Below are 13,474 nucleotides of genomic sequence, written 5' to 3' on the forward strand. Positions count from 1 at the left end.
CCGGCCGGTCGGAAGACTAGAGGCTGGAGATATGCGCAGAGCAAAGATCGTCTGCACCATCGGACCCGCGACCGAGTCGAAGGAGCAGCTCCGCGCGCTCGTCGACGCCGGGATGGACGTGGCGCGGATCAACCGCAGCCACGGCAGCGCCGAGGAGCACGCGGCCGTGTACCGCGGCGTGCGCGAGGCCGCCGCCGAGTCGGGCCGGTCCGTGGCGGTGCTCGTCGACCTCCAGGGGCCGAAGATCCGCCTGGGCCGCTTCGGCGGCGACGAGAAGCACTGGCTCGAGGAGGGTGACACCTTCACGATCACGACCGAGGACGTCGTCGGCACCAAGGAGCTCGTCTCCACGACGCACAAGGGCCTGCCGGGCGACGCGCGCGTCGGTGACCCGATCCTCATCGACGACGGCAAGGTGCTCGTCCGCGTCACCGCCGTCGAGGGCCCGCGCGTCGTCACGCGAGTCGAGGTCGCCGGCCCGGTGTCCAACAACAAGGGCCTGAACCTCCCGGGCGTCGCGGTCTCTGTGCCGGCGCTGTCCGAGAAGGACCAGGACGACCTGCGCTGGGCGCTCAAGCTCGGTGCGGACATCATCGCGCTGTCGTTCGTGCGGTCCGCGAAGGACTTCGAGGACGTCAAGCGGATCATGGACGAGGAGGGCCGCACGGTCCCCGTCGTCGCCAAGATCGAGAAGCCGCAGGCGGTCGACAACCTCGCCGAGATCGTCGACGCGTTCGACGGCGTCATGGTGGCGCGCGGCGACCTCGCGGTCGAGCTCCCGCTCGAGCAGGTCCCGCTCGTCCAGAAGCGCATCGTCGAGCTCGCGCGTCGTAACGCCAAGCCCGTCATCGTCGCGACGCAGGTGCTCGAGTCCATGACGAACTCGCCGCGCCCGACGCGCGCCGAGGCGTCGGACTGCGCCAACGCCGTCCTCGACGGCGCCGACGCGGTCATGCTCTCGGGCGAGACCAGCGTGGGCGAGTACCCGATCCTCACGGTGCAGACCATGGCCCGCATCATCGAGGCCACGGAGGAGGCCGGCCGCGAGCGCATCGCGCCGCTCGGCTCGACGCCGCACACGCGCGGTGGCGCCATCACGCGCGCCGCCGCCGAGATCGGCGAGATCCTCGGCGCGAAGTACCTCGCGACGTTCACGCAGTCGGGCGACTCCGCGCGCCGCATGTCGCGCCTGCGCTCGTCCATCCCGCTGCTCGCCTTCACGCCGCGCGAGCACGTGCGCAACGTCCTGTCGCTCACGTGGGGCACCCAGACGTACCAGGTGCCCGAGGTCGAGAACACCGACGCGATGGTCGGTCAGGTCGACACGACCCTCCAGGCCAACGGCCTCGCCGAGGTCGGCGACCTCGTGGTCGTCGTCTCCGGCGCCCCGGTGGGGCAGCCGGGTACGACGAACTCGATCCTCGTGCACAAGATCGGCGACCACTCCGACACGCGCGCCTGACGCGAGAGCGCCCGTGAGGGCGTGTACCGCGCAAGACGTCGGACGGCGGCGCCCCTCCCGTGGGGGCGCCGCCGTCCGTCGTTCCGGGCCGGGCTCGATCGGTCGCCTTCGCGACGCCCTCCTCCTCTCCGGCCCGCTCCGGGGGGACGTCACCTCCGACCCGCACCGTGTCGGAAAGTGCACGACACGGGGTTCTCGGTACCCCTACCCTCGCGGGATGCGTCCCGTGCCGGACTCCCTGGACCCTGCGGTCGTGCGTCGGGTCGACGCGCGGCTGGACGCCGTCGTGCGCGACGAGCGGGTCGCGATCCCGCTCGCGGTGGAGAGCGGGAGCCGTGCGTGGGGGTTCCCGTCGCCGGACTCGGACTACGACTGCCGGTTCGTGTACGTGCGGTCGCAGGCGGACTACCTGGACCCGTGGCCGCGGCGCGACGTCGTCGAGACGCCGCTGGACGCGGTGCTCGACGTGAACGGGTGGGACCTGCTCAAGGCCGTGCGTCTCCTCGTGCGGGGGAACGCGACGCTGCTGGAGTGGCTGCGGTCGCCGATCGTCTACCGGGCGGACGCCGAGCTCCGGGCCGACCTGCTCGCGCTCGCGGGGCAGGTGGTCAACCGTGACGCGCTGCGGAGGCACTACCTGCACGTCGCGCGCGGTCAGCGGGACCGATGGTGGGCGGACCGCGAGGTGCCGCTCAAGAAGGTCTTCTACGCCGTGCGGCCCGCGGCGACGCTGCGATGGTTGCGCGTGCGTCCGGACGTCGCGGTGCCGCCGATGGACCTCGCCACCCTGCTCGTGGAGGGCGAGGTGGCGGACGACGTGGTGGGCGCGGCGTCGGACCTGGTCGCGCTCAAGGCGGTCTCCCGCGAGATGGGCGCGGGCGCGGTACCGGTTCCGCTCGCGCGGTTCGTGTCCGACGAGCTCGCCCTCGCGTCTGCGGCAGGGGAGGGGCACGACGGCGACCGGGCGGCCGCGCGAGCGGTCGCCGCCGCGTCCTTCCGGGACCTCGTCGCGCGGTACGCCCCGCCGGACGCCGTCCCCACCCCTGGGCCCGGAGCAGCCCTCAGGCCCGCACCGGCCGCAGGTCGCTGACCCAGCGCGGGGCGGTGGGCGACGTCGCGAGGCGGGCGAGCATCGCGTCGAGCACGGCAGCGCGGTCGAACTGCAGCGCGTACGCCCGGGCTGCCCGGGCCCGGGCGTGCCGGGCGTCTCCGTCGAGGGCGAGGGCGTCGTCGAGCGCCGTGGCGATCGACGCGGGGGAGCGGGCCGGGACGATCGTCGCGTGCGGGCCGACGGCCTCGCCGATGCCGCCCGTGTCCGTGGTGACGACGGGCCCGCCGCCCGCGAGCATCGCCTCGGCGAGCGCGATGCCGAACGTCTCGACGAACTCGGGGCGCGGCTTGCTCGGGAGGACGAACGCGGCGCTGCCGGCCATGAGGTGGGGCTTGGTGGCGTCGTCGACGTCGTCGAGGAACACGATCCGGTCGGCCGCGCCGCTCGCTGCGGCGCGCGCACGCAGGTCGGCCTCCGCCGGACCGCGCCCGGCGACGACGAGGCGCGCGCCCGATGCCCCCGCGGACAGCGCGAAGCCGTCGATCAGGTCGTCGACGCCTTTCGCCGCCGCGAGCCGGGACAGGAAGAGCACGTACGGGCGGTCGGCGAGGCCGCGGCGCGCGAGCACGTCACGCGTGACGGTGGTGTCGAGGTCGGTGTAGGCGCTCGTGTCGATGGCCGGGTAGGAGACCTGCACACGCTCGGCGCACTGCTCGGCGAAGAACGTCCCGTGGCGGTCGTCGATCTCCTGGGCGCAGGCCACGACGAGGTCGCGCGTGTACCGGGAGACGGCGACGCACAGGTCGCTCGCGAGGTACCCGGACAGGACGTGCGCGGCGGCACCGAATCGCCCCTCCTCGACGCACGAGCGCACCACGTTCGTCACGTCGGAGCCGACGGCCTCCGCGATCGTCGCGACCTCGACGGGCAGGCCCGTGCTGCGGGCGACGCGCACGGCGTCGGACACGGCGGTCGTGTGCGGGCTGAGGTAGAGGGAGAGGCAGACGGTGGGGACGCCGTCGGTGAAGAGCTCGACGAGGCGGCCCGTGATCCCGGCGAGGTACCGGCCGTCGGGCACCTTGTAGTCGCCGACGGGTTCGGGGCGCTCGACCGTGATGCCCGCGCTGTACGGGAGGACGGAGTCGACGGGCTTGAGAGGGAGCCCGGCGGCCTCGAGGCGCTCGACGGGCCACGTGACGACGCGGACCTCGGTGAAGCCGCGGTGCAGGGCGGCCTCCGCGAGGTTGCGGGCCTCGCCGGAGTGCCCGCAGATCACGGGGTCGGCGCGCACCACGACGACGAGGCGGCGGGCGGGCGTCTGGCGCGGGGTGGTGGTCATGACGTCTCCGGGGTCTGGTCGGGGGCGTGGGGCGTCGTGCTCCCGTCGGGGTACGACGGCGGTCGGTGCTCGGGCGCGGTGCCCCACCCGGCGGGCTCGGGCCCGAGCTCGAGCAGGAGCCGCCCGCCGCGACGCACGCGCGTCGCGGGGAGCCAGGTGCGGTCGAGCGGCTGCCCGTCGAGCCACGCGGCGCGCACGTGCTGCGGTGGCGTGCGCGGGCCGGGCTCGACGAAGCCGGTGGTCTCGATCGTCAGCGTTCCGCCGGGGACGTGGAGGCGTGACTCGGCGAACGACGGCGCGTTCACGAGGAAGATGCCCTGCCCGGCGACGGGGAAGAGCCCGAGCGAGGCCCAGACGTACCACGAGCTGAGCGCTCCCGAGTCGTCGTTGCCCGGGAGGCCACCGGGGCCCGTGCCGAAGCGCTGGTGGACCGCGGCGTGCACCACCTCGGCGGTGCGGTCCGGGCGGCCCGCGTAGTGGTACGCCCACGGGGCCTCCATGTCGGGCTCGTTGTTGAGGCCCTCGAACCGGTTCAGCGCGTACCCGGCGGCCATCTCGGCAGCGCCGGGCCGTTCCCCGGGCTGGGTGACGGGCGGGGCGCCGAACCCGAAGAACTGGTCGAGCAGCGCGACGAACGCGTCGTCGCCGCCCGCGAGCGCGATCCTGGCCGCCATGTCGTGCACCAGGCGGAAGGAGTAGTTCCACCGGCCGCCCTCGTAGAAGGTGGAGTCGCGCAGGAGCCCGGTGGCGGGGTCGAACGCCGCGGTCCAGCCGTGCGCGCGCAGCGCGAGCTCCTCGGCGAGCGAACGGTCTCCGACGCGGCGCGCCACGCGCGCGGTGCACCAGTAGCCGAACGCGAGGTCGAGCGTGTGGCTGATCGGGTGCGCGACGCCGTGGAGGAGGTAGTCCTCGCCGTAGGTCCGGCGCAGGTCGGCGTGCAGGTGCACCAGCGCCCAGTCCCAGTCGATGCCGGGGAGGTCGAGAGCGCACAGGTCGGCGAGGAACGTGTGCGCGAGCGCGCTCGCCTGGCGGGAGAACCGGTCGGCCCCGCGGGCCATCCGGTACCCGATCGGGAAGTTCCCCTCCTCCTCGCAGACGTGCAGGAGCGCGGTCGCGAGCTCGACGGCGCGGTCGGGCCAGAAGGTCGTGAGGAGCGGGAGCTGGGTCCTGTAGACGTCCCACATCGTCGACACGTCGAAGGCGAACGGCGTGTCGCCGGGCCAGAACGGGCTCTCGTCCGGGGCGAGGCAGGGCTTGAGCAGCGCGTGGTACAGGGCCGTCGAGAAGACGGTGCGGCGTGCCGGGTCCGGGCACTCGACCTCGATCCGGTCGAGGTGCTGCGCCCAGGTCGTCGTGGTGCCCTCGTGCCGGGCGGCGAACGCCGCGGGGCCGGGGCCGCAGTCCGCGCGGAGGTTCGCGCGCGCCTGCTCGGGCCCCCGCAGCGAGAAGCCGAGCCGGACCTCGACGACCTGACCGGCCGTCGTCGGGCCCGCCCAGAGGAGGCCGAAGGGGCGCAGCGTCGTCGGCCGGATGTCTGCGAAGTCCAGACGGGTGCTGCCCGGCATGAGGCGGCGGTCGTACCAGAGCATCTGCCGCCACGGGTGCACGTCGCACTCGAGGTGGACGGCGAGCGGCGCGCCCTCGACGACGATCTCGCCGGCGGCCCTCCCCGGCCCGAGCGTCGCGAGGTGGGCGCGGAGCGGGACGGTCGCGCCGTACGGGATCGCCAGGCCACCGAGCGAGAGGTCGACGACGAGGCGCGCGTCGCGGTGCGCGGGGAACGTGTAGCGGTGGACGGCGCTCTTGGGCCCGACCGTGACCTCGCACCGGACCCCGTTGCCGAGCGTGGCGGCGTAGTACCCGGGGGAGGCGTGCTCGTCGAGCAGGTCCCACCGCCGGCCGAGCGCGTCGAGCGGCTCGAGCATGGGCGTCACGCGCACGTAGTTGTAGTACTTGCGGATCGCTCCCGTGCCGGACTGCTGGAAGTGCGTGAAGCCCGACGCGACCGGGCGGTCGAACAGGGTGGTCGGCACGCCCTCGGTGCCGAGGTCGTAGCGGCCGTACCCCGTCGGGTACGCGCCCGAGTAGGCGCACGCAGAGACCATGCCGAGCGGGTGCGCGGCCCCGGGGTGGGTGTTGCCGACGAGGGGCTTGGGGGACCACCACGTCGCGGCGAGGCCGGTCGGCGTCGGGAGATCGGTCACACCCGTCCCCACGAACGGGTCCACGTGCTCGAGCACCGTCACCTCCGTCCCGGGCACGAGGAACGTGCCCTGCTCGGGACGGTACGAGCGAGGTGTGTCGAGGGTGTTTCGTGCGGTTTCCTGCGCGTCACGACGTCGGGACGCGGTCAGGAGGTAGAGGGTGCCCCGGGTGGGATTCGAACCCACACTGGATCGGGTTTGAGCCGAACGCCTCTGCCGGTTGGGCTACCGGGGCGGTGCGCGTCGGGACCGGCGCGACCGGTCCGCAGCGCGTGCACCATCGAACCACACCTGCGCGCCTTCACGAGAATCACACTCCTCCGAGGGCGAAACGCGGGGGCGGCAGGGGGTGCGGCGCACTACAGTGAACCCCGTGAGTGACCAGACAGCGCAGCCCGAGGACAAGCAGCCGCTCGACCTTCCCCCGATGATCGAGCCCGAGCCCGCCGCGACCCCCGCCCCGTCGGGCCGCCCCGCGCGCCGCGCGGTCGTCGCCGAGGACGAGGCCCTGATCCGCCTCGACGTGGTCGAGACGCTGCGCGACGCCGGGTTCGACGTCGTCGGCGAGGCCGGCGACGGCGCCACGGCGGTGAAGCTGGCGCTCGAGCTCAAGCCCGACGTCGTCGTCATGGACGTGAAGATGCCCGAGCTCGACGGCATCTCCGCCGCGGAGCAGATCGGCAAGGCGCACGCCGCGCCGGTCGTCCTGCTGACGGCGTTCTCGCAGGCGGAGCTCGTCGAGCGTGCGCGTGACGCCGGGGCGATGGCCTACGTCGTCAAGCCGTTCACGCCGGCGGACCTGCTGCCCGCGGTCGAGATCGCGATGTCGCGGTACTCGCAGATCACGGCGCTCGAGTCCGAGGTCGCGGACCTGGCGGAGCGCTTCGAGACACGCAAGCGCGTGGACCGCGCCAAGGGTCTGCTCATGACCAAGATGGGTCTGTCGGAGCCGGAGTCGTTCCGCTGGATCCAGAAGACGTCGATGGACCGCCGCCTCACCATGCGCGAGGTCGCGGACGCCGTCATCGAGCAGGTCGGCGGCGCCTGAGCCCAGATCGGCGACCGATCGGCCGTGGCCGAGGGTCCTGAGCAGGACCTTTGTCACGGCGCCCCGAGCGGGCTATCGTCTTGGACTGGCGTCCAGCAGTTCCCGGGGCGGTGGACACGCGGTCGCCACGTAATGCTCAGTCGACGGCCGACGGCGCCGTCCGAGCGACGTGGAACCATCTCACGCCCCACGTCCCTCGGTTCCGTCGGTCCCACGGTGCGAACGAGGAGGAGCGCGGTGCGCCCAGCAGTGGAGGTCAGGCCCGCGGTCGGTGACGACCTGCCGGGGATCGCTGTGCTGTGCTCGGAGGCCCGCCGCGAGTCGGCGTCGGGCGCCCAGATCTGCGCGCCCGACGAGGACCGCCTGGTCCGGCACCTGTCGGTGCTGCTGACCTTGCCCGGCGGCAACGTGCTCGTCGCCCTGCACGACGGCCGCCCCGTCGGGTTCGTGCTGGCGCGCGTGCTCGACCCGCACCTGTTCGCGGACGAGCCGAGCCTGTACGTCGAGGCCGTGTACGTGGGGGAGGACGCCCGGCGTCGCGGGGTGGGCCACGCGCTCCTCAGTGCGACGGCCGAGCTCGCCGCGTCCTCCGGCGCCACGCACGTCTACTCCGTGCCGATCCCGGGCTCCCGCGGCGTGCAGCGCTTCCTGGCGCGGCTCGGCTTCGGCCCGGTCGCGGGTCACCGGGTCGTGTCGACGGCGGTGCTCCAGCGCCGCCTCGCGGCCGACCTCACGCCCACCCGCCGGGGCACCCGGTCGCTCGAGGACCTCATCGCACGCCGCCGCCGCGCCCGGACCGAGACGATGTCCGGCCCCGTCGACCTGCGCGAGTTCCAGGCGGAGTACCGCAGCCGCAGCGGCGTCGTGACGCCCGTCGAGGCCCACGAGACCCTGCCCGGCTGATCGGACGGCCACCCTCCCGGCTGCGCGCCGCGGCCACTCGTCAGTCCAGGCTGAGGATCATGCACGTGAGACGCGCCGTGCACACGCGACGCCCCGCATCGTCGGACACCACGATCTCGTAGCTCGCCGTCGTACGGCCCCGGTGCACCGCGACGGCCTCCCCGTGGACCCAGCCGTCGCGCACCCCTCGGTGGTGCGTCGCGTTGACCTCGATCCCCACGGCGGCGCGCCCGGGCCCACCGTGGAGCTGGGCGGCGATCGACCCGAGCGTCTCGGCGAGCACCACCGACGCGCCACCGTGCAGCAGGCCGGCGGGCTGCGTGTTGCCGACGACCGGCATGCGCGCCGTGACGCGCTCGGCGCTCACTTCCCCCAGCTCGATGCCCATGCGCTCGATGAGCGTGCCCTCGGTGCGCAGGCCCATGGCCTCGTAGGCGTGGCGCGGGGCCTCGGCGGCCTCCGTCGCGGTGGGCGTGGGCGCGGTGGGGTCGGTGGCCCGGTCGGGGCCGTGCGTGTCGGTCATGGACTGTAGGTTGGCACCCGTGACGACCTCCGCGCGACCTCGCCTCCTGCTCATCGACGGACACTCCATGGCCTACCGCGCGTTCTTCGCGCTCCCGGCGGAGAACTTCTCGACGACCACGGGGCAGCACACGAACGCGGTGTACGGGTTCACGTCGATGCTCATCAACCTCCTGCGGGACGAGGAGCCGACGCACGTCGCCGTCGCGTTCGACGCGGGTCGCCAGTCGTTCCGCACCGAGATCCTCCCGAGCTACAAGGGCACGCGCGAGTCCTCGCCCGAGCCGTTCCGCGGTCAGGTCCCGCTCATCAAGGAGATCCTCGAGACGCTGCACATCCCGACGCTCGAGCGCGAGGGCTACGAGGCGGACGACATCTTCGCGACGCTCGCCACGCAGGGAGCCGCGGCCGGGATGGAGGTCCTCGTCTGCTCGGGGGACCGCGACTCGTTCCAGCTCGTCGGCCCCGACGTTACGGTGCTCTACCCCAAGAAGGGCGTCTCCGAGCTCTCGCGCATGGACAGCGCCGCGGTCGTCGAGAAGTACGGCGTGCCGCCCGAGCGCTACCCGGACCTCGCCGCGCTCGTCGGCGAGACGTCGGACAACCTGCCGGGCATCCCGGGCGTCGGTCCCAAGACCGCCGCCAAGTGGATCGCGGCCTACGGCGACCTCGAGGGCCTGCTCGACCACGCGGACGAGATCAAGGGCAAGGCGGGGGAGAACCTGCGCGCGCACCTCGACCAGGTCCGTCTCAACCGACAGCTCAACGCGCTCCTGCGCGACCTCGAGCTGCCCGTCGGTCCCGACGACCTCGCGACGCGCCCGTGGGACCGCGAGGCCGCCCACCGCGTGCTCGACGCCCTGGAGTTCCGGGCCCTGCGCGACAGGTTGTTCGCGATCGCCCCCGAGGGCGAGGTCGAGGCCGAGGCGGGGTTCGACGTCACGCTCGCCGACGTCCTGCCGGGCGGCCTGGGCGCGTGGCTCGCCGAGCGCGGCGCGCGCCCGCTGGGCGTCGAGGTGGCCGGCAAGGCCGTGCCGGGCGGCGGGGACGCGTGGGGCCTCGCGGTGTCCGACGACGCCGGGGCGGCCGTCGCGCTCGAGCTCGCCGACGTGGCGGGTGCCGACGACGAGGCGCTGGCCGCGTGGCTCGCGGACCCGGAGCGCCCCAAGGTCGTGCACGGCGCGAAGTCGGCCTGGCACGAGCTCGCCGCGCGCGGCTACGACCTCGCGGGCGTCACCTTCGACACCGAGCTCGCCGCCTATCTGTGCCACCCCGACCAGCGCGGCTACGACCTCGGCGACCTCGTCGTGCGGCACCTGCACCGCGAGCTGCGCCCCGACACCGAGGCGGGCAACGACGCGCAGGGCGCGCTCGACCTCTCGCTCGACGGCAGCGGCGAGCAGGAGCGCGACGCGGTGCGTGCGCTCGCCGTCGCCCAGCTCGGCGAGGTCCTCGCGGGCGAGCTCGAGGACCGTGGGGCCACGACGCTCCTCGCCGACCTCGAGCTGCCGCTGTCCCAGGTGCTCGCGCGCATGGAGCAGCGCGGCATCGCGGCGGACGTCACGTACCTGCGCGAGCTCGAGCAGCACTTCGGCGACCTCGTCGCGACCGCCGCGTCGGAGGCGTACGCCGTCATCGGGCGCGAGGTGAACCTGGGCTCGCCCAAGCAGCTCCAGGAGGTGCTGTTCGACCAGCTCGGGATGCCCAAGACGAAGAAGATCAAGACGGGTTACACGACCGACGCGTCGGCGCTCGCGGACCTCTTCGTCAAGACGCAGCACCCGTTCCTCGAGCACCTGCTCGCGCACCGCGACGCCTCGCGCCTGCGCCAGACGGTGGAGGGCCTGCTCAAGTCCGTCGCGGACGACGGACGGATCCACACGACGTTCCAGCAGACGATCGCGGCGACGGGCCGGCTCAGCTCGACCGACCCGAACCTCCAGAACATCCCGATCCGCACCGAGGCGGGCCGGCGCATCCGGCGCGCGTTCGTCGTCGGCGAGGGCTACGAGACGCTCATGACCGCGGACTACAGCCAGATCGAGATGCGCATCATGGCGCACCTGTCGGGCGACGAGGGGCTCATCGAGGCGTTCCGGTCCGGGGAGGACCTGCACTCCTACGTCGGGTCGCGCGTCTTCGAGGTCCCGGCGGCCGAGGTGACGCCCGCGATGCGCTCGAAGATCAAGGCCATGTCCTACGGCCTCGCGTACGGGCTGTCGGCGTTCGGGCTCTCGCAGCAGCTCACCATCGAGGTGGGCGAGGCGCAGAAGCTCATGGACGACTACTTCGAGCGCTTCGGCGGCGTGCGCGACTACCTCACGGGCGTCGTCGACGAGGCGCGCGCCACGGGCTACACGGCGACCATCCTCGGGCGCCGTCGGTACCTGCCCGACCTCACGAGCGACAACCGGCAGCGCCGGCAGATGGCCGAGCGCATGGCCCTCAACGCGCCGATCCAGGGCAGCGCGGCCGACATCATCAAGGTCGCGATGCTGGGCGTCCAGCGCGCGATCGACGAGCGCGGGCTGGACTCGCGGCTGCTCCTCCAGGTGCACGACGAGCTCGTGGTCGAGGTCGCCCCCGGCGAGCGCGACGCGGTCGAGGAGGTGCTGCGCACGCAGATGGGCGCGGCGGCGGACCTCGACGTGCCGCTCGACGTGTCGGTCGGCGTCGGCGCCACGTGGCACGACGCGGGGCACTGACCGCGCGGCGTCAGCCCGGGAGGCGCGTGCGGAAGATCGCCGTCCCGGGCAGGTAGGCGCCGCGCACCGGGCCCCAGCCGCCCCACACCTGCGTGTTGTCGGCGGGCCACTCCGGCTCGACGACGTCGCACAGCTCCAGCCCGGCGGCGACCACCTGGCGCACGTGGTCGCCCAGAGTGCGGTGGTACTCCGCGTAGACGACGCGGCCGACGTCGTCGGTCTCGACGTAGGGCCGACGGTCGAAGTAGGAGCGGTTCGCGGTCAGACCGTGCTCGCTCGGGTCGTCGGGGAACGCCCAGCGCGTGGGGTGCGTGACGGAGAAGGTCCACGTCCCGCCGGGCCGCAGGACGCGCGCGACCTCGCGGTGGATCGCGTCGGCGTCGGGGACGAAGGGGATCGCGCCGAACGAGGTGAACGCGACGTCGAAGACGTCGTCCGCGAACGGCAGGCGGCGCGCGTCCGCCTGGACCGCCGGGACCCGGACCCCCGTGGCCCGGTCGAGCGCCGTCCCCGCCGCGAGCATCCCCCGGGAGACGTCCGTCGCGACCACGTGCGCCCCCTGCGTGGCGAGCCAGCGCGAGCACTGGGCCGCGCCCGCGCCGACCTCGAGCACGCGGAGTCCCGCCACGTCGCCGAGCAGCCGGGCGTCACGCTCCCGCAGCCCCTCGGGGCACCAGCAGAAGTCGGCGGCGCCGAGGAACGCCCCGTGCTCGTCGAGGTACTCTGCGGCGTTCGCGTCCCACCATCCGCGCCCGGCGCGGCCGCCCTCGGCGGCGGGCACGTCGCGGTAGCCGGCGTCAGCCGTCGGGCCGGGCAGGACGTCGTGCGGGGCGGGGACCTGGGGCGCCACGGGGGGCGGGGTCGCGCTCATGCGGCCATTCTCCCGGGCGGTGTCGTTCCTGGCGTCGTCGCGCCGCACGGCCCGGGCGCTCGGGACCTTGGTCGTCGGCGTGCCCGCGGACCGGGACGGACCGTGACCCACGGCGCCGGGTTGACTAGGGTTGAGGGCGACGCGGTGCCGCGGAGGTCGGCACCTCCGTCGACGCCGGGCACGCGCGCGAGGACGCGCGACGCGACGACGAGACGGAGGAACAGGTGCGCATCGGACTTCTCACCGGCGGAGGCGACTGCCCCGGCCTGAACGCGGCGATCCGGGCCGTGGTCAAGCAGGGGACGGGGGAGTACGGGCACACCATCATCGGCTTCCGCAACGGCTGGCGCGGCGTCGTCGACGGCGACGTGCACCCGCTGGGCCGCCAGGACATCCGCAACGTCCTCCCCGTGGGCGGCACGCTGCTCGGCACGGCGCGGTTCCACCCGCGCGCGGAGGACGGCAGCATGGACGCCGTCCTCGCGACGGTCGAGGCGGAGCACCTGGACGCGCTCATCTGCATCGGCGGGGACGGCACGCTGCACGCCGCGAGCCGCGTCGCCGAGGCGGGCGTCAAGATCGTCGCGATCCCCAAGACGATCGACAACGACGTCGAGGGCACGGACCTGTCCATCGGGTTCCACACCGCGGTGAACATCGCGACCGAGGCCCTCGACCGCGTGCACACCACGGCCGAGAGCCACAACCGCGTGATGGTCGTCGAGGTCATGGGCCGCCACGCCGGGTGGATCGCGGTGAACTCCGGCATCGCGGGAGGTGCCGAGGTCGTCCTCGCCCCCGAGGAGCCCTTCGACATCGACCAGCTCGTGAAGTTCCTGCGGCACCGCCACCGTGCGCACGCGAACTTCTCGATCGTCGTCGTCGCGGAGGGCGCCGTCCCGCGCGAGGGCTCGTCGATGGAGTTCACGCAGCAGCTCGGCCGCTTCGGCGAGATCGTCGCGGGGTCCATCGGAGAGCGCGTGAGCGCGGAGATCGCGGAGCGCACGGGGTTCGACACGCGGCTCACGGTGCTCGGGCACGTGCAGCGCGGTGGCGAGCCCACGCCCACCGACCGCATCCTCGGCAGCCGGTTCGGCGTCGCCGCCGTCGACGCGGTGAGCGCGGGGACGTCTGGCGTGATGACGGCGCTGCGCGGGGAGCGCGTGGAGCTCGTGTCGCTGGCGGAGGTGGCCGGACGGCCCAAGCGCGTGCCCGAGGAGCTGCTGCGCGTCGCGCGCGTGCTCGCCTGACGCAGGAACGGGTGACGCCTGCCCGGCCTCCGGCGCCGCGTTGACCACCGGGGTGACACCCGGATAAGGTGGACGGCGGTGCGTTGCGCCTGCCTTCGTCCCGGAACACGACGCCAACC

The 13,474-nt window shown here is 73.7% G+C and carries 10 protein-coding genes and 1 tRNA gene; 6 read left to right on the plus strand and 5 right to left on the minus strand.

What is annotated here, in order from left to right:
• Positions 1-31 precede the first annotated feature (31 nt).
• Together pyk and AC6CH9_RS04215 are read left to right on the plus strand one after the other, a co-directional pair.
• Complete coding sequence (gene pyk, locus AC6CH9_RS04210; RefSeq protein ID WP_498153792.1) at positions 32-1,462, plus strand: pyruvate kinase; 1,431 nt, start codon at positions 32-34, stop codon at positions 1,460-1,462.
• Positions 1,463-1,679: 217 nt separating this feature from the next.
• Positions 1,680-2,552 carry a nucleotidyltransferase domain-containing protein gene (locus AC6CH9_RS04215; RefSeq protein WP_498153793.1) on the plus strand — a complete coding sequence of 291 codons (873 nt, stop codon included), beginning with the start codon at positions 1,680-1,682 and terminating at the stop codon, positions 2,550-2,552.
• Here AC6CH9_RS04215 and AC6CH9_RS04220 read toward each other — a convergent pair.
• The 3 genes from AC6CH9_RS04220 to AC6CH9_RS04230 all read right to left on the minus strand — a co-directional run bounded on the left by AC6CH9_RS04220 (position 2,524) and on the right by AC6CH9_RS04230 (position 6,291).
• A complete protein-coding gene (locus AC6CH9_RS04220) occupies positions 2,524-3,852 on the minus strand; it encodes a glycosyltransferase (protein ID WP_498153794.1) in 1,329 nt (442 codons plus the stop codon). The two genes, AC6CH9_RS04215 and AC6CH9_RS04220, sit on opposite strands and share 29 nt — an antisense overlap.
• A complete protein-coding gene (locus AC6CH9_RS04225; protein WP_498153795.1) occupies positions 3,849-6,092 on the minus strand; it encodes a glycoside hydrolase domain-containing protein in 2,244 nt (747 codons plus the stop codon). Before AC6CH9_RS04225 ends, AC6CH9_RS04220 begins: the two co-directional genes overlap by 4 nt.
• Before the next feature lie 125 nt (positions 6,093-6,217).
• Positions 6,218-6,291: transfer RNA gene (locus AC6CH9_RS04230), tRNA-Leu, on the minus strand.
• A 192-nt stretch (positions 6,292-6,483) separates the two neighbouring features.
• Between AC6CH9_RS04230 and AC6CH9_RS04235 the strand changes: the two genes are divergently transcribed.
• Complete coding sequence (locus AC6CH9_RS04235) at positions 6,484-7,104, plus strand: ANTAR domain-containing response regulator (protein WP_498154117.1); 621 nt, start codon at positions 6,484-6,486, stop codon at positions 7,102-7,104.
• 237 nt (positions 7,105-7,341) lie between these two features.
• On the plus strand, positions 7,342-8,007 hold the full coding sequence (locus AC6CH9_RS04240) for a GNAT family N-acetyltransferase (protein WP_498153796.1): 666 nt from the start codon (positions 7,342-7,344) through the stop codon (positions 8,005-8,007).
• 40 nt (positions 8,008-8,047) lie between these two features.
• Here AC6CH9_RS04240 and AC6CH9_RS04245 read toward each other — a convergent pair whose 3' ends face one another.
• Positions 8,048-8,530: a hotdog fold thioesterase gene (locus AC6CH9_RS04245; protein WP_498153797.1), complete on the minus strand. Its 483-nt coding sequence runs from the start codon at positions 8,528-8,530 to the stop codon at positions 8,048-8,050.
• On the opposite strand from AC6CH9_RS04245, the gene polA reads away from it, so the two are divergent.
• Positions 8,529-11,234, plus strand: a complete 2,706-nt coding sequence (gene polA, locus AC6CH9_RS04250; protein ID WP_498153798.1) for a DNA polymerase I — start codon at positions 8,529-8,531, stop codon at positions 11,232-11,234. The genes AC6CH9_RS04245 and polA overlap by 2 nt on opposite strands.
• A 10-nt stretch (positions 11,235-11,244) precedes the next feature.
• On the opposite strand, the gene AC6CH9_RS04255 is transcribed toward polA, so the two are convergent.
• Entirely contained in the window at positions 11,245-12,105 is an 861-nt protein-coding gene (locus tag AC6CH9_RS04255) for a class I SAM-dependent methyltransferase (RefSeq protein ID WP_498153799.1), read from the minus strand.
• Positions 12,106-12,329: 224 nt separating this feature from the next.
• Here AC6CH9_RS04255 and AC6CH9_RS04260 point away from each other — a divergent pair, with 224 nt between their 5' ends.
• Entirely contained in the window at positions 12,330-13,355 is a 1,026-nt protein-coding gene (locus AC6CH9_RS04260; protein ID WP_498153800.1) for a 6-phosphofructokinase, read from the plus strand.
• Positions 13,356-13,474: the final 119 nt, after the last annotated feature.

The sequence above is a fragment of the Cellulosimicrobium sp. GQ32 genome (assembly GCF_059758455.1).

What these genes read in the sequence shown, in the direction of transcription:
- AC6CH9_RS04220 (WP_498153794.1), bottom strand. Translation starts at nt 3,852, where the DNA reads ATGACCACCACCCCGCGCCAGACGCCCGCCCGCCGCCTCGTCGTCGTG.
- AC6CH9_RS04235 (WP_498154117.1), top strand. Translation starts at nt 6,484, where the DNA reads ATGATCGAGCCCGAGCCCGCCGCGACCCCCGCCCCGTCGGGCCGCCCC.
- AC6CH9_RS04245 (WP_498153797.1), bottom strand. Translation starts at nt 8,530, where the DNA reads ATGACCGACACGCACGGCCCCGACCGGGCCACCGACCCCACCGCGCCC.
- AC6CH9_RS04215 (WP_498153793.1), top strand. Translation starts at nt 1,680, where the DNA reads ATGCGTCCCGTGCCGGACTCCCTGGACCCTGCGGTCGTGCGTCGGGTC.
- polA (WP_498153798.1), top strand. Translation starts at nt 8,529, where the DNA reads ATGGACTGTAGGTTGGCACCCGTGACGACCTCCGCGCGACCTCGCCTC.
- pyk (WP_498153792.1), top strand. Translation starts at nt 32, where the DNA reads ATGCGCAGAGCAAAGATCGTCTGCACCATCGGACCCGCGACCGAGTCG.
- AC6CH9_RS04255 (WP_498153799.1), bottom strand. Translation starts at nt 12,105, where the DNA reads ATGAGCGCGACCCCGCCCCCCGTGGCGCCCCAGGTCCCCGCCCCGCAC.